The sequence below is a fragment of the Actinacidiphila paucisporea genome (assembly GCF_900142575.1).
Classification (GTDB): domain Bacteria; phylum Actinomycetota; class Actinomycetes; order Streptomycetales; family Streptomycetaceae; genus Actinacidiphila; species Actinacidiphila paucisporea.
In genome coordinates this window covers 305,493-324,197 of sequence record NZ_FRBI01000002.1, presented here as the reverse complement: position 1 = coordinate 324,197, position 18,705 = coordinate 305,493, and the positions used below count along the sequence as shown (strand labels likewise).

Below are 18,705 nucleotides of genomic sequence, written 5' to 3'. Positions count from 1 at the left end.
CCACCGGCTTCGCCGTCCGCCTCCCGGGGCCGGGGCGTCACGCGCGTCCTTCCGGCTCCGGCAGCATCAGCGCGAGTCCCAGCGCGATCGGCGGGACGACGCAGAGCACCGCGAGGGCGCCGCGGGGCCCGTGCGCGTCGGCCACCAGGCCCAGCAGCGGGGCGATCAGGCCGCCGACGCTGACGGCCAGTCCGAGGGTGACGCCCGCGGCCGTGCCGGGGCGGGTGGGCAGGTAGTCCTGGCCCAGTTTGACCAGCACCGCGAACGGCAGGTTCAGCGAGAGGCCGGTCAGCACCGCGAAGAGCAGCGGCACGACGCTGCCGGGTGTCAGCAGCAGGCCCGCCAGCGTCGGCAGCACCAGCGCGCCGCCGATCCGCACGGTCCGCACCATGCCCAGCCGGTCGGCGAGCCGACCGCCCAGCAGGGTGCCGGCGACGCCGCCGGCAAGGAAGAGGGTCAGCGCGGCGCCCGCCAGGGCGCGGGAGGCGTGCAGGTGGCGGATCCAGTACAGCTCGATGAAGGTGTTCACGCCGAAGAAGGCCACGGACCGCACCACTTCGACGCCGGTCAGCAGCGCGAACGGCCGCCACCGGTCCGTTCCCGCGTCCACCGCCGCCTTGGGCGCCGTGGCCTGCCGGCGGCGCTGGTGCCGCGTCAGCGCGTACGCGGTGAGCACGGCGGGCGGGATGAACAACGCGGTCGAGCCCACCCCCCACGCGATCAGCGCAGGCGTCGCCAGGGCCGGCGCCAGGAAGAACCCGACGCTGCCGCCGGCCGCGAAGACGCTCATCGCCGCCGCGCTGTCACCCGCCGACTCCCGCGCGGCCTTGCCCGCGGCCGGGTGGAACATCGCGACGCCGACACCCGACAGCAGGATCAGGCACCACACCGCCGCGTACGACGGCACGAGCCCGGACAGCCCCAGGCCGAGTCCGGCCAGTGCCACGCCCGCGGCAGCCAGCCAGCGCAGCCGCAGCCGGTCCACGGCCACGCCGATGAAGGGCTGCGGGACCGAACTGCCGAGCGTGGCGGCCAGGGTGAGGCCGGAGGCGGCGACGTAGCTGTAGTGCCGGTCGAGGACGAAGTACGGCACGGTGGCCGGCACCAGGCCCTGGTAGAGGTCGTCGACGGCGTGCGCGACGCCCCACAGGCGCATGCGCCGCCAGATGCCGGGTGCGGGTGCGTCCGTGGCCCGCGCGGGGTCGGTGAGCTGGGTCATGCTGCCAGCCTGGCGGCGGGCGGCAGGGCGCGGCCATCGGTAGTCTGCCTCCTTGTGTCGCCAACCCGCCAACCTCAGCAGCCGCCCCCGCCACCGGTCCCCGGCGAAGCGGTTCCCCGGCTTCCGCTGCACGGGCCCACCAACCTGGCCCTGACCCACCGCGAGAGCATCGGCTGGCACCTCCACGACGAGCACCAGCTCATCCACCCCAGCCAGGGCGTGCTGCAGATCTTCACCACCGCCGGCACCTGGGTCGTGCCGCCGCTGCGCGGGGTCTGGGTCCCGGCCGGCGTCGCGCACGCGCACCAGGCCTCCGGCCCGACCCGGATGCGCACCCTGGCCTTCCCCCCGGGGCCCGGCCCGCCCTTCACCGACCGCCCCACGGTCCTGGCGGTCAGCCCGCTGCTGCGCGAGGTGATCATCAGCCTCACCGACGAGGAGCCTGCCCCGGCCCGCACCGCCCGCCAGCGCCGCACCCTGGAGCAGGTCGCCCTCGACGAACTGCGCCGCGTCGACGCCATGCCCCTGCTGCTCCCCGCCCCGGCCGACGACCGGCTCCGCGCCGTGGCGGCCCTGCTGCACGCCGACCCGGCCGACCCGCGCTCGCTGTCCGACCTGGGCGCGGCCGTCGGCGCCGCCGAGCGCACCCTCAGCCGGCTCTTCCGCCGCGAGCTGGGCATGAGCTTCCCGCAGTGGCGCACCCAGCTGCGGCTTCACCACTCCCTGATCCTGCTGGCCGCGGGCACGACGGTCACCACGACCGCCACCGCCTGCGGCTACGCCCACACCAGCGCTTTCATCGAGGCCTTCCGCCAGGCCTTCGGCACCACCCCGGGCCGCTACCACCGCCCGCCCCCGCGTCAGACCACGGAGGACGCGGCGATGGACAGCCCGGCCGAAGAGTGAGCCGCACCGGCTCCGGCGGCCTGTGGTCCAGGAGCCGCTGAACTCCGCCGGGCGCGCCGGTCCCGGTGCTGAACCCGGGGGCGGGAGAGGATCCCCCCGCCCCGGCCTCAGTCACTCGGTGAGCAAGCCGGCGAGGCCCAAGTCCTCGCTCACGCGGACGCGTCCCCGCCGGGCGCGGCGTTGACGACGGTGAGGGGCAGGAGCTTCTTGCCCGTCGGGCCGATCTGGATGTCGAGGTCCAGTTGCGGGCATACGCCGCAGTCGAAGCACGGCGTCCAGCGGCAGTCGTCGACCTCGGTCTCGTCGAGGGCGTCCTGCCAGTCCTCCCACAGCCAGTCCTTGTCCAGGCCCGAGTCGAGGTGGTCCCAGGGGAGGACCTCCTCGGCGGTGCGTTCGCGGGTGGTGTACCAGGCCAGGTCGAGGCCCTCGGGGGGCAGGGCGGTCTGGCAGGCGCGCAGCCAGCGGTCGTAGGAGAAGTGCTCGCGCCAGCCGTCGAAGCGGCCGCCGTCCTCGTAGACCGCGCGGATGACGGCGCCGACCCGGCGGTCGCCGCGCGAGAGCAGGCCCTCGATGATGCCGGGCTTGCCGTCGTGGTACCGGAAGCCGATGTTGCGGCCGTACTTGCGGTCGCCGCGGATCGCGTCGCGGAGCTTCTCCAGCCGCGCGTCGGTCTCCTCCACGCCGAGCTGCGGCGCCCACTGGAAGGGGGTGTGCGGCTTGGGGACGAAACCGCCGATGGAGACGGTGCAGCGGATGTCGTTCTGGCCGGTGACCTCGCGGCCCTTGGCGATGACCTTCTTCGCCATCTCGGCGATCTGCAGGACGTCCTCGTCGGTCTCGGTGGGCAGCCCGCACATGAAGTACAGCTTCACCTGCCGCCAGCCGTTGCCGTAGGCGGTGGCGACGGTACGGATCAGGTCCTCTTCGGAGACCATCTTGTTGATGACCTTGCGGATGCGCTCCGAGCCGCCCTCGGGGGCGAAGGTCAGGCCGGAGCGGCGGCCGTTGCGGGTCAGCTCGTTGGCCAGGTCGATGTTGAAGGCGTCGACCCGGGTGGAGGGCAGTGACAGGCCGATCTTGTCGTCCTCGTAGCGGTCGGCGAGGCCCTTGGCGATGTCGGCGATCTCGGTGTGGTCGGCGGACGACAGGGACAGCAGGCCGACCTCCTCGAAGCCGGTGGCCTTCAGGCCGGCCTCGACCATCTCGCCGATGCCGGTGATGGACCGCTCCCGCACCGGGCGGGTGATCATGCCGGCCTGGCAGAAGCGGCAGCCGCGGGTGCAGCCGCGGAAGATCTCCACCGACATCCGCTCGTGCACGGTCTCGGCGAGCGGGACCAGCGGCTGCTTGGGGTACGGCCACTCGTCCAGGTCCATCACGGTGTGCTTGGACACCCGCCACGGCACGCCGCTGCGGTTGGGCACGACCCGGGCGATCCGGCCGTCGGGGAGGTATTCGACGTCGTAGAAGCGCGGCACGTACACCCCGCCGGTCTTCGCCAGCCGCAGCAGCACCTCGTCGCGGCCGCCGGGGCGCCCCTCGGCCTTCCAGGCGCGGATGACCTCGGTCATCTCCAGCACGGCCTGCTCGCCGTCGCCGATCACGGCGGCGTCGATGAAGTCGGCGATCGGCTCGGGGTTGAAGGCGGCGTGGCCGCCGGCCAGCACGATCGGGTCGTCGAGGGTGCGGTCGGCCGCGCGCAGCGGGATGCCGGCCAGGTCGAGGGCGGTGAGCATGTTGGTGTAGCCCAGCTCGGTGGAGAAGCTGAGGCCGAAGACGTCGAAGGCGCGGACCGGGCGGTGCGCGTCGACGGTGAACTGCGGCACACCGTGCTCGCGCATCAGCGCTTCCAGGTCGGGCCAGACGCTGTACGTCCGCTCGGCGAGGACGCCGTCGCGCTCGTTGAGCACCTCGTAGAGGATCATGACGCCCTGGTTGGGCAGCCCGACCTCGTAGGCGTCGGGGTACATCAGCGCCCACCGCACGTCGGTGGCGTCCCACTCCTTGACGGTGGAGTTCAGCTCCCCGCCCACGTACTGGATCGGCTTCTGGACGTGCGGGAGAAGTGCTTCCAAGCGCGGGAAGACCGACTCGACAGGCATCTCGGCGACTTTCATCAGCTGACGGGGAGCGCCCCCGGGCCGGTGGCCCAGGGGTGGGTGACCCTCAAGGGTACCCGGACGCTCAGACCTCCTGATCCGCTCGCGCCCACGCCGGGGGCAGCTCCGCCTCGACGTCGGCGGCCCGCGCCCGCTCGGCGGCCAGCAGCGCGTCGTACGGCGCCGGGTCCTCGCCGGCGGCCCGTGCTTCGGCCGCGGCGGTGGTCAGGGCGGCCCGGCACAGCACGCTGTCCTGGTGCTCGCCGAGGAGTTGCTGCAAGGACTTCATCCGGCCGGTGTGCGCCTTCGCGGCCGCCCCGAGCACCGGCTGCACGGCCTCGCCGGAGTAGCGGGCGCGCTTGGCGGCCTTGCGCGCCTCGTGCAGCGCGACGTCCTTGTCGTCCCCCGGCTGGAGTGGGAGCGCCGCCTCGATCCTGCGGCGCAGCCGTGCCAGGTCCCGCCGTACGGTCGCGGCGGCGGCCTGGTCGGCGGGTTTGCGGGCGGCGCGGCGGTAGGGCGGGGCGGCGATCAGCGCTTCGAGGGTGTCGAGCAGGGTGAAGTAGCGGGCGCTGTCGAGGGTGCGCAGCAGGGCGGTGTGCGACGCGGTCGACGTGCCGGCCGCCAGCGCGTGCAGCCGGTCCCGTACGGCGTCGGTGGCCAGGGCGTCGTCCAGTTCGGCGAGCCGGGCGGCCAGCCTCTCGGCGAGCACTTCCCGGTCGCGCTCGGCGCCGAGGATCGCGGCCAGCCATTTCAGCTCGGCGCCCAGCGGGTCGGTGGCGGCCCGGTCCAGCTCCTTGCGGAAGCTCTTCAGGGCGCTGCGGGCCCTGCGGGTGGCGACCCGCATCCGGTGGACGGCGTCCTCCTCGTCCTTGCGGACGGCCGGGTCGAGGGCCAGGATCGCGGCGAGCTGGGTGTGCAGGTACCCGACGGCGGTCTGGCCCGCGCTGCCCGGGACGGCGGGGGGCGGCGCCGGCGGGGCGACCAGCAGCCCGCCGAGTGCCCGCGCGAGCTTCGACGCCGAGGCCGAACGGTGCAGGCCGGCCGCGGTGAGCCGTTCCTCGACGGCGTCGAGCAGCGCGGGGTCCCCAGTGCCCAGCTCCACCTCGACCTCGGACCACCGCGAGTGCGGGCCCTCGGGCAGCACCGCGGCCTCCACCCGGTCGTAGGCGATCTCGGCCAGCGTGGCGCCGCCGGTGTCCAGCAGCAGCACCCGGCGCCGCGACGTCGTGAGCCGTACGACCGGCTGCAGTTCCTTTCCCCGGACCAGCGCGGCCACTTCTTCGCGCAGTTCGCGCGGCGGCCCCTCCGCGGCCGGGGTCAGCTGGGCCTGCACCTCGGTGCGGGTGTCGGCCTGCGCGGCGGGCAGCTTGAGGTGCCACCCGGCGTCGTCGCCGCCGGTGCGCCGTCGGAGCGTCACCTTGTGCGTGGCGAGCGCCAGGCCGGCGGTGTCGTAGTAGACCGCCTCCAGCGTGACGGCGTCCAGCGCCCTCTCCGCGGGGGCCAGCCCGGCGAAGTCCGCCCGTACGGTACCGGCGCCGTGCCCGGCGCCGTACTTCCGCTCGGTCTCCCGCACTTTCTTGGCCATGGGCCGACCGTACCCCGCCGCTGCCGCCGGGCCGGGGAGCGCGAGCGGGCCTGCGCATCCCCGTGCCCGGAGGGCCTACGCGGACATGGGGCGTTGCATCTTCACGGACTGCAACAGCCCTATGGCCACGCAGTTGGCGAACATGGATGACCCTCCGTAGGAGACGAAGGGCAGTGGGATGCCGGCGACGGGCATGATGCCGAGCGTCATGCCGATGTTCTCGAAGGCCTGGAAGGCGAACCAGGACACGATGCCGGCGGCCACGATCGTGCCGTAGAGGTCGGTGGCGCCGCGGGCGATGGCGCAGCCGCGCCAGAGGATGATCCCGATCAGCAGGATGATGAAGGCCGCGCCGACGAATCCCAGCTCCTCGCCCGCGACGGAGAAGACGAAGTCCGTCTGCTGTTCGGGGACGAACTGGCCGGTGGTCTGGCTGCCGTGGAAGAGGCCCTTGCCGAGCAGGCCGCCCGAGCCGATGGCGATACGTGCCTGGCTGGTGTTGTAGCCGACGCCCGACGGGTCGAGTGCGGGGTTGGCGAAGGCCGCGAAGCGGTCGATCTGGTACTTGTCGAGGATGCCGAGCTGCCAGACCAGCAGGGCGCCGCCGATGCCGGAGACGATCAGGCCGAAGACCCAGCGGTTGGACGCGCCGGAGGCGAGCAGGACGCCGAGGACGATCGCGCCGAGCACCATGACCGAGCCGAGGTCCGGCATCAGCATGATGATCGCGATGGGCAGGGCGGCCAGGCCCAGGGACTGCAGGACGGTGCGGTGGTCGGGGTGTTCGCGGTCGCCCGCGTCGACCCGGGCCGACAGCACCACCGCCATGCCGAGGATGATCGCGACCTTGACGAATTCCGACGGTTGCAGCGAGAAGCCGCCGCCGATGACGATCCAGGAGTGCGCGCCGTTGACGGTGGAGCCGAGCGGGCTGAGCACGGCGAGGATGCCGAGGATGGCGAGGGCGTAGTAGAACGGCACCACGTCGCGCATCCTGCGGTGGCCGATCACGACCGCGCCGATGCCGAGCCCGGCCCCGATGCCGGCGTTCATCAGGTGCCGCAGCAGGAAGTAGTACTGGTCGCCGTGCGTGAGGTTGGTGCGGTGGCGGGTCGCCGAGTAGACCAGCAGGGTGCCGATGCCGCACAGCAGCAGGGCGGCGAAGAGCAGCAGCCAGTCCATCCGGCGCACTATCGAGTCGCGCGCGAGGAGCTTGCCGAGGGTGGACTTCTCCGGGGTGAAGCGGCGGACGGTGGTGTAGCCGTGGGCGCTCATGACCAGTACCGCCTGCCGAGCAGCAGCTTCTCCGGGCGGCCCGGCGCGAGTGCGGCGAGCACCTGGGCGGCGCCGCCCGCGGTGTGCGGGCCGCCGGGGGCGGGCGCGACCAGGTCGTCGGCGGGCGGCACGGTGTAGGACGCGGGGGTGGCGATACCGTCGGCGGAGATCTTCGGCAGCGCGGTGACCGGCTGCGGCATGATCCCCTTCTTCGGGTCGATCTTCGCGGTGTCCTTCTGGATGCCGTACATCGCCTCGTAGATGCGGCGCACGGCCTCGCCGGAGGCCCCGGAGCCGGTGCCGCCCTGGGAGATCGTCATGACGATCGTGTAGTCCTTGGTGTACGTGTCGAACCAGGACGTGGTCTGCTTGCCCTCGACCTCGGCGGTACCGGTCTTGGCGTGCAGCTTGATCTTGTCCTGCGGCCAGCCGCCGAACTTCCAGTCGGCGGTGCCCTCGGTGACGACGCCGGCGAGCGCCTTGTCGATGTACTTCAGCGTGGCCTTGGAGTCGGGCAGCTTCCCGGTGACCTTGGGCTTGATCGGCGTGACGGTCCTGCCGTCCGCGCTCACCACGGCCTTCGCTATGGTCGGCTGGTAGAGCGTGCCGCCGTTGGCGAGCGCCGCGTAGACCCGGGCCATCTGCACCGGGGTGACGAGCGTGTCGCCCTGGCCGATGGCGTAGTTGGCGGAGTCGCCGGCGCGCACGACGTAGCCGTCCGGGCAGTTCTCGATGGAGATCTGCACGTCCTGGCTCTTGACCGCGTCGTTCTTGTGGGCCGCGGCCTGGCTGCACCAGTAGTTCTTGTTGGCGTCGTAGAAGGACTGCTTCCAGGCGCGGTCCGGCACCCGGCCGGTGACCTCGCCGGGCAGGTCCACTCCGGTCTTGGCGCCCAGGCCGAACTGGTGGGCGGTCTTGAAGAACCAGTCCTTGGGGTGCTTGGGGTGGGTGCCGCCGTCCTTCTTCCACTCGTTGTAGGCGACACCGTAGAAGACGGTGTCGCAGGAGACCTCCAGCGCGCGGCCCAGGGAGATGTCGCCGAAGTTCTCGTTCTGGAAGTTCTTGAAGGTGTGGTCGCCGATCGTCATGGACGACGTGCAGGGGTAGTTGCCGTCCGGCGGGTAGCCGGCGTTGATCGCCGCGGTGGTGGAGATCACCTTGAACGTCGAACCGGGCGCGGACTGGCCCTGGATGGCCCGGTTCAGCAGCGGGTAGTCGGACTTCTTGTCGGTCAGCGAGGCGTACGCCTTGGCGGAGATGCCGCCGACCCACTCGTTGGGGTCGTAGGTGGGCAGGCTGGCCATGGCGATGATGCGGCCGGTGCGGTTGTCCATGACGACCGCGGCGCCGGAGTCGGCCTTGTAGTTCTTGCCGCTGACGGTGTCGAACGTCTTGCGCGCGGTCACCATCGCGTCGTTGAGTTCCTTCTCGGTGACCGCCTGGACCCGCGCGTCGATGCTGGTGACCAGGTTGCTGCCGGGCTGGGCCGGGGTGTCGCCGGCCTTGCCGATGACCCGCCCGAGGTTGTCGACCTCGTAGCGGGTCACGCCGGCGGTGCCGCGCATCTGCTTGTCGTAGACGCTCTCCAGCCCCGAGCGGCCGATCTGGTCGGAGCGCAGCAGCGGGGTGCTGGTCTTCTCCGAGGCGCTGACCTCGTCGTCGGTGACCGGGCCGAGGTAGCCGAGCACCTGGGCGGCGTTCACCTTGTACGGGGCGGCGTAGCGGCGTACGGCGGTGGGCTCCGCGGTGATGCCGGGGAAGTCCTCGCGGCGCTCCATGATCTGCAGCGCCTGCTGGGTGGTGGCCGAGTCGGTGATCGGGATGGGCTGGTAGGGAGAACCGTTCCAGCAGGGCTTGGGCGTCTTGGCGTCGCACAGCCGGACCTTGTCGGAGACCTCCTGCGGCTGCATGCCCAGCACACCGGCCAGCCTGGCCAGTACGGCGGTGCCGTCGTCGGCCTGCTTGAGCAGGTCGGTGCGGCTGGCCGAGACGACCAGCTTGGTCTCGTTGTCGGCCAGCGGGACCCCGCGGTCGTCCAGTATCGAGCCGCGCACCGCGGGGGTGACGACCTGCTGGATGTGGTTGTTCGCGGCCTTCTGGTCGTACTGCTGGCCGTTGCGGATCTGCAGGAACCACAGCCGCCCGCCGAGGGTGAGCAGCAGCGACACGACCAGGATCTGCAGGATGACCAGCCGGATGGTGATCCGGGTGTTGCGGCCCGTCTCCGGGATGTTGCCGCTCATCATCGCCTGACTCCCCGGGCCATCGAGTTGACCTTGACCATCTTCCCGGCGCGGCCGAACAGGCCGCCGCGCTGCGGGGCGACGCCGGTTCTCATCCGGCCGCGGCTGCCGCCGTAGCCGCCGACGGCGTCCTCGGACAGCGGGTCGTGGTCGAAGCGGCGGGCCATCGCCATCACCAGCGGCACCACGAAGGGCGCGAGCAGCAGGTCGTAGACCGTGGCGGTGAAGACGAGCTTGGCCAGGCCCACATGGGCGCCCGCGGTGTCGCCGACCAGGCTGCCGACGGCCGCGTAGAGCACGGTGGTGCCGATGGCGGCGCCGATGACGACCAGCATGGGTCCCGCGGCGGTACGCAGCCGGCCGCTCTCCGGCTTGAACAGGCCCGCCACGTAGCCGATGACGCACAGCACCAGGGCGTAGCGGCCCACCGCGTGGTCGGCGGGCGGTGCCAGGTCGGCGAGCAGGCCGGCGAAGAAGCCGATCAGGCAGCCGGCGACATGGCCGTAGCTGATGGCGAGCCCGAGCACGGTCAGCAGCAGCAGGTCGGGCACCGCGCCCGGCAGGTGGAGCCGGGCCAGCACGCTGACCTGGGCGACCATCGCGAAGACCACCAGGACGGCGGGGAGCACGATTCGGTTCAGACGCATGGGTCAGCCCCTGCTGCCGGTGGGCGTGGAGGTGGCGCTCGCCGGGGGCAGCGAGCCGTCGGTCTGGGTGCTGCCGGGAGAGGCCGGGGCCGTCGGCGAGGCCGGCGCCTTGGGCTTGGGCTTCGGCGACGGGGTCGGCTTCGCGGGCAGCACGCTGTCCCGGGGGTCGGTGCGCGGCCCGACGACGACGACACCGACGATGTCCAGCCGGCTGAAGCCGACGAAGGGCTGCACCAGCAGGGTCTTGGTCAGGTTGCCGCCGGACGGGTCGATGCCGGTGACCTTGCCGACCGGCACTCCGGGCACGAAGGGCTTGCCGGCCTGGGAGCCGAAGGTGACCAGGCGGTCGCCCCTGTGCACGGCGGCCTTGCCGTTGAGCAGCTCGACCCGCATCGGGCGGTCGCCCTGGCCGGAGGCGAAGCCCAGCTCCATGGAGTTCTCCAGCCGGGTGCCGACGGTGAAGTCCGGGTCGTTGGCCAGCAGCACGGTCGCCGTCGAGGGGCCGACGGTGGTGACCCGGCCGACCAGCCCGTCACCGTTTATGACGGTCATGTCGCGGGCGATCCCGTCGCGGCTGCCGGCGTCGATGGTGACCGTCCAGGAGAAGCCCTGGGCCGCTCCTATCGCGATGACCTGCGCGCCCTTGATCGCGTACTGTCCCGCGCCGGCGGTCTTGAGCAGCTTGTCCAGTTCCTGCGCCCGGTTGCGGGTGATGTCCTTGCTGCCGAGCTGCTGCTTGAGCGCGGTGTTCTCGCGTTGCAGCCGGCTGATGGTGCTGCTGCGGCCGTCCGAGTCGCGCACCGCGTCCACCGCGTTGCCCACCGGGTCGACGACACCGGACACGGCGTTCTCGACCGGCCCGAACACGGATTGCGCGGCCTGCCGCGGCCGGTCGAGCGGTGAGTTCTCACCGCCCCTGATGTCCATGGTGATCAGCGCGAACGCGACCACCACCAGTAGCACCAGCAGCAGCCGGCTCTCCTTTGTGTCCCTCACGGGCGCCAGTCCGTGCCTTCCTCATCGGACCCGCCGCCGGTGGGGCCGCGGCCGGTCGGGGCTACTGTGCTGTGGTTCGCATGACGCGGGCGGTCCGGCTCGCCAGGGTGCTCGCCGAGTCCGGCCGCGGACCGCGCGTCATCTGCGGGGAGCGGCGTCGAGCACGCGCTGCAGTGCCTCGAACTCCTCGACGCACTTGCCCGCGCCGAGCGCCACGCAGTCCAGCGGGGTCTCGGCGATGTGGATGGGCATGCCCGTCTCGTGCCGCAGCCGCTCGTCCAGGCCGCGCAGCAGTGCGCCGCCGCCGGCCAGGACGATGCCGCGGTCCATGATGTCGCCCGACAGTTCGGGCGGGCACTTGTCCAGCGTGGTCTTCACCGCGTCGACGATCGCGTTGACGGGTTCCTCGATGGCCTTGCGCACTTCGGCCGCCGAGATGACGACCGTCTTGGGCAGCCCGCTGACCAGGTCGCGGCCGCGGATCTCGGTGTGCTCCTCGTCGTCCTTGGTCGCGAAGGCCGACCCGACGGTGAGCTTGATCTGCTCGGCGGTGCGCTCGCCGAGCAGCAGGCTGTACTCCTTCTTGATGTGCTGGATGATCGCGTTGTCCAGCTCGTCGCCCGCCACCCGGATGGACTGGGCGGTGACGATGCCGCCGAGGCTGATGACCGCGACCTCGGTGGTGCCGCCGCCGATGTCCACCACCATGTTGCCGGTGGCCTCGTGCACGGGGAGCCCGGCGCCGATCGCGGCGGCCATCGGCTCCTCGATGATGTGCACGGTGCGCGCACCGGCCTGGTTGGCGGCGTCGATCACGGCACGGCGCTCGACGCCGGTGATACCGGAGGGCACGCAGATGACGACCCGCGGGCGGGCGAGGTAGCGGCGCTTGTGCACTTTGAGGATGAAATACCGCAGCATGCGCTCGGTGATCTCGAAGTCGGCGATGACGCCGTCCTTGAGCGGCCGGACCGCGACGATGTTGCCCGGTGTGCGGCCGATCATCTTCTTGGCCTCGGAGCCGACCGCCAGGATGCCGCCGGTGTTGGTGTTCACGGCCACCACGGACGGCTCGTTCAGGACGATCCCTCGGCCCCTGACGTACACCAGCGTGTTGGCGGTCCCGAGGTCGACAGCCATGTCACGGCCGATGAACGACATGTTGTTCGCCATGAGGATACGTCAGGCCTTCCCGAGCTTGAGCGGAGATTCCATCGTAGTCGCGACCGGAGCGGCGCGGAGTCGGGGTTCCGACGTCATTGTCATCAGAACACACAGCGGACCTCGGTAATGGTGACGTCGTGTCGGGATGTTTGGTTCCCGATCGATCGCGACATATGCCCGGTCCGGCGGGGGTGTTAGGCCAGACCGGGGAAGAACAGTTTGATCTCGCGGTCCGCGGACTCCTGCGAGTCCGAGGCGTGCACCAGGTTCTCCCGGACGATCGTGCCGAAGTCCCCCCGGATGGAGCCGGGCGCTGCTGCAATCGGGTCGGTCGGGCCGGCCAGGGCGCGCAGCCCCTCGACGACCCGTTCGCCCTCGACCACCAGTGCCACCGAGGGGCCGGACTCCATGAACTCCACCAGCGGCTCGTAGAACGGGCGTCCGACGTGCTCGGCGTAGTGCTGTTCGAGGATGCCGCGCTCCAGGGTCCGCATCTCCAGCGCGCCGATCGTCCAGCCCGCCTTGCGCTCGATGCGGCCGAGGATCTCACCGACCAGGCCACGGCGTACTGCGTCGGGCTTGAGAAGGACGAGGGTGCGCTGGGACACGGTGCGGCTCCTGCTGCATACGGGAAGACGGTGAACGCTGGTACGACGAGCCTACAAGGCGGCTCTCAGGCTGCTTGCGCCGCGTTCCTCGCCTTGGCTTCGTCGACCTTGCGGCCGTAGTGGATCGCCGCCCACCACAGCCCGCCGAAGACCAGCCCGAGGAAGAACATCGTACCGACCACGAAGCCGCTCGCGAACAGGCCGACCTGCAGCGCCCAGCCGACGACCAGGGCGCCCGGCCTGCCCAGGTAGCCGCACAGCAGGACGCACAGCGCCATCGCGACACCGGACACCGTCCACACGGTGCCCATCGACAGGTCGGGATTCTTCATCGCGACCAGCCCGGCGAAGCCGATGACGAAGAACTCGCCGATCAGCGTGCTCGAACAGAGCGTCCGCATGGACCCAGCCCCTTACTTGCGGCCCAGCAGCAGCCGGGCCTCTCCCACGGTGATGACGGAACCGGTGACCAGCACACCGGCACCCGAATACACGCCCTCGTCCTCGGCCAGGGTGATGGCCGCCTCCAGGGCGTCGTCGAGCCGCGGCTCGACCTGGACACGGTCCTCGCCGAAGACCTCGACGGCCAGTGCCGCCAGCTCGTCCACGTCCATCCCGCGGCGGGTGGAGTTGCGGGTCACCACGACCTCGGAGAGCACCGGCTCGAAGGCTTCGAGCAGCCCGCGCACGTCCTTGTCCCCGCTCGGGCCGATCACGCCGACCAGATGGGTGAAGTCGAAGACCTCGCTGATCGCCGCCGCGGTGGCCAGCGCGCCCGCCGGGTTGTGCGCCGCGTCCAGCACCACGGTGGGACTGCGGCGGACCACCTCCAGGCGGCCGGGCGAGGTGACGGAGGCGAAGGCGGTACGCACGGTGTCCACGTCCAGCGTGCGCTGGTGCATCCGGCCGATGCCGAAGAAGGCCTCGACGGCGGCCAGCGCGACCGCGGCGTTCTGCGCCTGGTGCTCGCCGTGCAGCGGCAGGAAGACCTGGTCGTACTCGCCGCCGAGGCCGCGCAGCGTCAGCAGCTGCCCGCCGATGGCGATCTCGCGCCGGGCGACGCCGAATTCCATGCCCTCGCGGGCCACCGTGGCGTCCGCCTCGACGGCGCGCTTGAGCAGCACCTGGGCGGCGTCCACGGGCTGCCTGCCCAGCACGGCGGTGGCGTCCTTCTTGATGATGCCGGCCTTCTCACCGGCGATCTGGCCGGGTGTGGAGCCGAGCCGGTCGGTGTGGTCCAGCGCGATCGGGGTGACCACGGCGACCTGCCCGTCGACCACGTTGGTCGCGTCCCAGCTGCCGCCCATGCCGACCTCGACCACGGCGACGTCGACCGGCGCGTCCGCGAAGGCGGCGTAGGCCATCGCGGTGAGCACCTCGAAGAACGACATCCGGTACGGCTGGGCCGCGTCGACCATCCCGATGTACGGCTGCAGGTCGCGGTAGGTCTCGATGAAGTGCTCGGCGCTGATGGGGGTGCCGTCCAGGCTGATCCGCTCGGTGACGGACTGCACGTGGGGGCTGGTGTAGCGGCCGGTGCGCAGTTCGAAGGCGAGCAGCAGCCGCTCGACCATCCGGGCGGTGCTGGTCTTGCCGTTGGTGCCGGTGATGTGGATCGCCGGGTACGCGCGCTGCGGCTCGCCCAGCACGTCCATGATCGCGGCCATCCGGTCGAGCGACGGCTCCAGCTTGGTCTCGGGCCAGCGGCCGAGCAGCTCCTCCTCGACCTCCCGCAGCTCGCGGTCGACCGCCGGGTCGGCGGGCCGGGACGGTACGTCGTCGGCCGCGGCGGGGCTGATGCCGGCGCGCAGCGTGCGGCTGCCCGCCTCGATGACGGCCATGTCCACCTCGCGCGGCCCCGCGCCGGTGGCGGGGTCGGCGTCGGCTTCGTCGGGGTGCGGATCGTCCGCGGTGTCGCCGTTCGGGGGGAGGTCGGTCACGGGGTCCAGTCTACGGAAGGCGGCCCCGGCCTCACGGCCAGGGCCACCACGCTCATCTGTGCTCATCCGTACGCCGATCGGCTCCCCCGTGTCCGCCGGTGCTTGCGCCCGCCTCGGGCGTCAGCCCTGGGGCAGGGCGCCCAGCTGGGCGGTGATCCGCTCGACGTCCGCCTCGGCCGACGCCAGCCGGGCCCTGATGCCGGCCACGACCTTCTCCGGCGCCTTCGCCAGGAAGGCCTCGTTGCCGAGCTTGCGGCCCGCGTCGGCGATCTCCTTCTCGGCCAGGCCGAGGTCCTTGGTGAGCCGCCTGCGCTCGGCGGCCACGTCGATGGTGCCGGACAGGTCCAGCTCCACGGTGACGCCGGCCACCGGCAGCGACGCGGTGGCGTGGAAGCCGTCGGCGGCCGGCAGGAGCCGCAGCAGCTGCCTGATGGCGCCCTCGTGCGGCGCCAGCGCGGAGGCGGTCCCGCCGGCGGCGGCGTCCAGGACGAGCCGGGCCGGGACCTTCTGGCCGGGCTGCAGCCCCTGGTCGGCGCGGAAGCGGCGGACCTCGGTGACGACCCGCTGGACCTCGGCGATCTCCGCCTCGGCCGCCGGGTCGCGGAAGCCGCTGTCCTTCGGCCAGTCCGCGACGACCAGCGACTCGCCGCCGGTCAGCGTCGTCCACAGCGTCTCGGTGACGAAGGGGATGACCGGGTGCAGGAGCCGCAGCAGCACGTCGAGGACCTCGCCGAGGACCCGCCCGGAGACCCGGGCGCCCTCGCCGCCGGCGAAGAAGACGGTCTTGGACAGCTCGACGTACCAGTCGAAGACCTCGTCCCACGCGAAGTGGTAGAGGGAGTCGCTGAGCTTGGCGAACTGGTAGTCGTCGTAGAAGGCGTCGACCTCCGCGACGGTGGCGTTGAGCCGGGACAGGATCCAGCGGTCCGCGGCGGGCAGGTCGCCCGGCTCGGGCAGCGGGCCGTCGACGGTGGCGCCGTTCATCAGCGCGAACCGGGTGGCGTTCCACACCTTGTTGGCGAAGTTGCGGGAGGCCTTGACCCAGTCCTCGCCGATCGGCACGTCGGCGCCGGGGTTGGCGCCGGTGGCCAGGGTGAAGCGGACGGCATCGGAGCCGTAGGCGTCCATCCAGTCCAGCGGGTCGACCGAGTTGGGGTTGGACTTCGACATCTTCTTGCCGAACTCGTCCCTGACCAGGCCGGTCAGCGCGATGGTGTGGAAGGGCGGGACACCGTCCATGGCGTACAGGCCGAACATCATCATCCGGGCGACCCAGAAGAAGATGATGTCGTGGCCGGTCAGCAGGACGTCGGTCGGGTAGAACTTCTCCAGGTCAGGAGTGCGCTCCGGCCAGCCGAGCGTGGAGAACGGCCACAGCCCGGAGGAGAACCAGGTGTCGAGGACGTCGGAGTCCTGCGTCCAGCCCTCGCCGGCGGGAGGCTGCTCGTCGGGTCCGACGCAGACCTGCTCGCCGCCCGGGCCGTACCAGACCGGGATGCGGTGGCCCCACCACAGCTGCCGCGAGATGCACCAGTCGTGCATGTTGTCGACCCAGTCGAAATACCGCTTCGACAGCTCCGGCGGGTGGATCCGCACCCGCCCGTCGCGGACCGCGTCACCGGCGGCCTTCGCGAGCGGTTCGACCTTGACCCACCACTGGAGCGACAACCGCGGCTCGATGGTGGTCCTGCAGCGCGAACAGTGGCCGACGGAGTGGACGTACGGCCGCTTCTCGGCGACGATCCGGCCCTGCTCGCGCAACGCGGCGACGATCGCGGAGCGCGCCTCGAAGCGGTCGAGCCCCTCGAAGGGCCCGGGCACCGTGATGACGGCACGCTCGTCCATGACCGTCAGCGACGGCAGGCCGTGCCGCTGGCCGATGGCGAAGTCGTTGGGGTCGTGCGCCGGGGTCACCTTGACCGCGCCGGTGCCGAACTCCGGGTCGACGTGGGCGTCCGCGACGACCGGGATCGTGCGGTCGGTCAGCGGCAGCTTGATCCGCTTGCCGACCAGGTGCGCGTAGCGCTCGTCGTCCGGGTGGACGGCGACCGCGGTGTCGCCGAGCATCGTCTCGACGCGGGTGGTGGCGACCACGACGGTCTCGTCGCCCTCGCCGTACTTCAGCGAGACCAGCTCGCCGTCGTCGTCCTGGTAGTCCACCTCGATGTCGGAGATGGCCGTCAGGCAGCGCGGGCACCAGTTGATGATCCGCTCGGCCCGGTAGATCAGCTCGTCGTCGTACAGCTTCTTGAAGATGGTCTGGACGGCCCTGGACAGGCCCTCGTCCATGGTGAAGCGCTCGCGGGACCAGTCGACGCCGTCACCGAGGCGGCGCATCTGGCCGAGGATCCGCCCGCCGTACTCCTCTTTCCACTGCCACACCCGCTCGACGAAGGCCTCACGGCCGATGTCGTGCCGGGACTTGCCCTCCTCGGCGAGCTGCTGCTCGACCTTGTTCTGGGTGGCGATGCCGGCGTGGTCCATGCCCGGCAGCCACAGCGACTCGTAGCCCTGCATCCGCTTGCGGCGGGTGAGGGCGTCCATCAGCGTGTGCTGGAAGGCGTGGCCGAGGTGCAGGCTGCCGGTGACGTTCGGCGGCGGGATGACGATCGTGTACGGCGGCTTGTCGCTCTTGGCGTCGGCCTCGAAGTAGCCGCGCTCCACCCAGCGCTCGTACAGCGGCCCCTCTACGTCGGCCGGCGCATAGGTCGTCGGCAGTCCGGGGTTGCTGTTCGGCCCGTCGTGGGGGCGCTGAGTGTTGTCGGTCACGGGCCGATTCTACGGTGGCGTGCCGGGCTGTTACGAATCAGTTGCCCCCACAGGGTAGGCGAGGCCGAAGGGTCGGGGCGCACGCCGATCGAGCCCCCTCGGTGAAAGGGGGGCACCGCGTCCGCGAAGATGGACCGACCATGTCAACGGAGGGGACCTCGTTCCGATGAGCAACAACCAGCCGCCGCCGAATCCTTACGGGCAGCAGCCGCCCAACCCGTACGGCCAGCAGCCGCAGCAGCAGCAGCAGCCCGGCTACGGCTACCCGCAGCAGGACCAGCCGGGTTACGGCTACCCGCAGCAGGGCCAGCCCGCGCAGCCGGCGTACGGCCAGCCGCCGCAGCAGCCCGGATACGGCCAGCAGCCGCAGCAGCAGCCGGGTTACGGCTACCCGCAGCAGGGCCAGCCCGGCCAGCCGGCGTACGGCCAGGTGCCGCCGCAGCAGCCCGGATACGGCTACGGCCAGCCGGCCGCCCCGCAGGATGGTGGCAACGGCAAGCGCACCGCCATCATCGCCGGCGTCGTCGTGGCGCTGGTCGCGGTCGCCGCCGGCGTCTTCTTCGCCACCAAGGGCTCCGGCAGCGGCGGCCTGAAGGACGACGGCAAGAAGTACAAGCTGATCACCCCGGAGACGGTCGCCACCGACTACAAGAAGAACGCCGAGGTGTCCGGCGACGACAGCGCGGGTTTCGACAGCAGCGACCTCACCTTGATGAAGTCGCTCGGCATGACCAACCCGACGCAGGCTCAGGCCGGCTACATCAAGGGCGCCATGACATCCGGCACCCTGCTCGAATTCAGCGGCTCCTACGGGCACATCGCGGACCCGAAGAAGCTCGCCGACGGCATGATGGCCGACCTGCGCAAGCAGGCGGCGAAGCCCAGCAAGGACAACACCAAGACCGAACTCGTCGGTGACGTCCAGACGGTGCACCCGGCCGGCGCGGACGACGCGGTGGTCGAGTGCCAGCAGGCCAAGATCACCGACACGTCCCAGGCGGGCAAGGCCGTTCCGGTGACCATCTGCCTGTGGGCCGACTACAGCACGCTGGGTACGGCCATCCCGATCGACCTCGCGGCGGCGACCGGCACCGGCGGTTCCGGTACCGCCCTGTCCGTCGACGACGCCGCGGACCTGCTGTCCAAGGTCCGCAAGGACACCCGGGTGCCGCTCACGTAAGCACCCCCGGTCCTCCGCACGCCAAGGGGGCGCCCCCGGTCCCGGACCGGGGGCGCCCCCTTCGTGCCGTGCGG

The 18,705-nt window shown here is 71.6% G+C and carries 14 protein-coding genes; 2 read left to right on the top strand and 12 right to left on the bottom strand.

Going from position 1 to position 18,705, the window contains the following annotated elements:
- Window positions 1–37: 37 nt before the first annotated feature.
- The gene (locus BUE44_RS04535) at window positions 38–1,219 is read right to left on the bottom strand and encodes an MFS transporter (RefSeq protein ID WP_073493950.1); all 1,182 of its coding nucleotides are present in this window, start codon (window positions 1,217–1,219) and stop codon (window positions 38–40) included.
- Between the two features lie 54 nt (window positions 1,220–1,273).
- Here BUE44_RS04535 and BUE44_RS04530 point away from each other — a divergent pair, with 54 nt between their 5' ends.
- Window positions 1,274–2,125: an AraC family transcriptional regulator gene (locus BUE44_RS04530; RefSeq protein ID WP_235001903.1), complete on the top strand. Its 852-nt coding sequence runs from the start codon at window positions 1,274–1,276 to the stop codon at window positions 2,123–2,125.
- 149 nt (window positions 2,126–2,274) lie between these two features.
- Here the strand turns inward: BUE44_RS04530 and BUE44_RS04525 are convergent, their stop codons facing one another.
- The 11 genes from BUE44_RS04525 to BUE44_RS04475 form a co-directional block, all read right to left on the bottom strand.
- Window positions 2,275–4,227, bottom strand: coding sequence for a TIGR03960 family B12-binding radical SAM protein (locus tag BUE44_RS04525; protein WP_073493948.1), 1,953 nt, complete (start codon window positions 4,225–4,227; stop codon window positions 2,275–2,277).
- An 82-nt stretch (window positions 4,228–4,309) separates the two neighbouring features.
- The gene (locus BUE44_RS04520; protein ID WP_073493945.1) at window positions 4,310–5,809 is read right to left on the bottom strand and encodes a CYTH and CHAD domain-containing protein; all 1,500 of its coding nucleotides are present in this window, start codon (window positions 5,807–5,809) and stop codon (window positions 4,310–4,312) included.
- 75 nt (window positions 5,810–5,884) lie between these two features.
- Window positions 5,885–7,084, bottom strand: a complete 1,200-nt coding sequence (rodA, locus tag BUE44_RS04515; protein ID WP_073493943.1) for a rod shape-determining protein RodA — start codon at window positions 7,082–7,084, stop codon at window positions 5,885–5,887.
- Window positions 7,081–9,330 (bottom strand): penicillin-binding protein 2, encoded by a 2,250-nt coding sequence (mrdA, locus tag BUE44_RS04510; protein WP_407639993.1) that lies wholly within the window; start codon window positions 9,328–9,330, stop codon window positions 7,081–7,083. Before mrdA ends, rodA begins: the two co-directional genes overlap by 4 nt.
- On the bottom strand, window positions 9,327–9,974 hold the full coding sequence (mreD, locus tag BUE44_RS04505) for a rod shape-determining protein MreD (protein WP_073493938.1): 648 nt from the start codon (window positions 9,972–9,974) through the stop codon (window positions 9,327–9,329). The genes mrdA and mreD overlap by 4 nt, the downstream gene beginning before the upstream one ends.
- A 3-nt stretch (window positions 9,975–9,977) precedes the next feature.
- A complete protein-coding gene (gene mreC, locus BUE44_RS04500; protein WP_073493935.1) occupies window positions 9,978–10,970 on the bottom strand; it encodes a rod shape-determining protein MreC in 993 nt (330 codons plus the stop codon).
- A gap of 138 nt (window positions 10,971–11,108) precedes the next feature.
- Entirely contained in the window at window positions 11,109–12,131 is a 1,023-nt protein-coding gene (locus BUE44_RS04495) for a rod shape-determining protein (protein ID WP_073494530.1), read from the bottom strand.
- A gap of 197 nt (window positions 12,132–12,328) precedes the next feature.
- Window positions 12,329–12,742, bottom strand: coding sequence for a nucleoside-diphosphate kinase (gene ndk, locus BUE44_RS04490; RefSeq protein ID WP_073493933.1), 414 nt, complete (start codon window positions 12,740–12,742; stop codon window positions 12,329–12,331).
- Window positions 12,743–12,807: 65 nt separating this feature from the next.
- Entirely contained in the window at window positions 12,808–13,143 is a 336-nt protein-coding gene (locus BUE44_RS04485) for a DUF4233 domain-containing protein (protein ID WP_073493931.1), read from the bottom strand.
- Between the two features lie 12 nt (window positions 13,144–13,155).
- Window positions 13,156–14,682: a bifunctional tetrahydrofolate synthase/dihydrofolate synthase gene (gene folC / locus BUE44_RS04480; protein ID WP_073493928.1), complete on the bottom strand. Its 1,527-nt coding sequence runs from the start codon at window positions 14,680–14,682 to the stop codon at window positions 13,156–13,158.
- A gap of 120 nt (window positions 14,683–14,802) precedes the next feature.
- Entirely contained in the window at window positions 14,803–17,451 is a 2,649-nt protein-coding gene (locus tag BUE44_RS04475; RefSeq protein ID WP_073493926.1) for a valine--tRNA ligase, read from the bottom strand.
- Between the two features lie 166 nt (window positions 17,452–17,617).
- On the opposite strand from BUE44_RS04475, the gene BUE44_RS04470 reads away from it, so the two are divergent.
- Window positions 17,618–18,631 (top strand): hypothetical protein, encoded by a 1,014-nt coding sequence (locus BUE44_RS04470; protein WP_073493923.1) that lies wholly within the window; start codon window positions 17,618–17,620, stop codon window positions 18,629–18,631.
- Window positions 18,632–18,705: the final 74 nt, after the last annotated feature.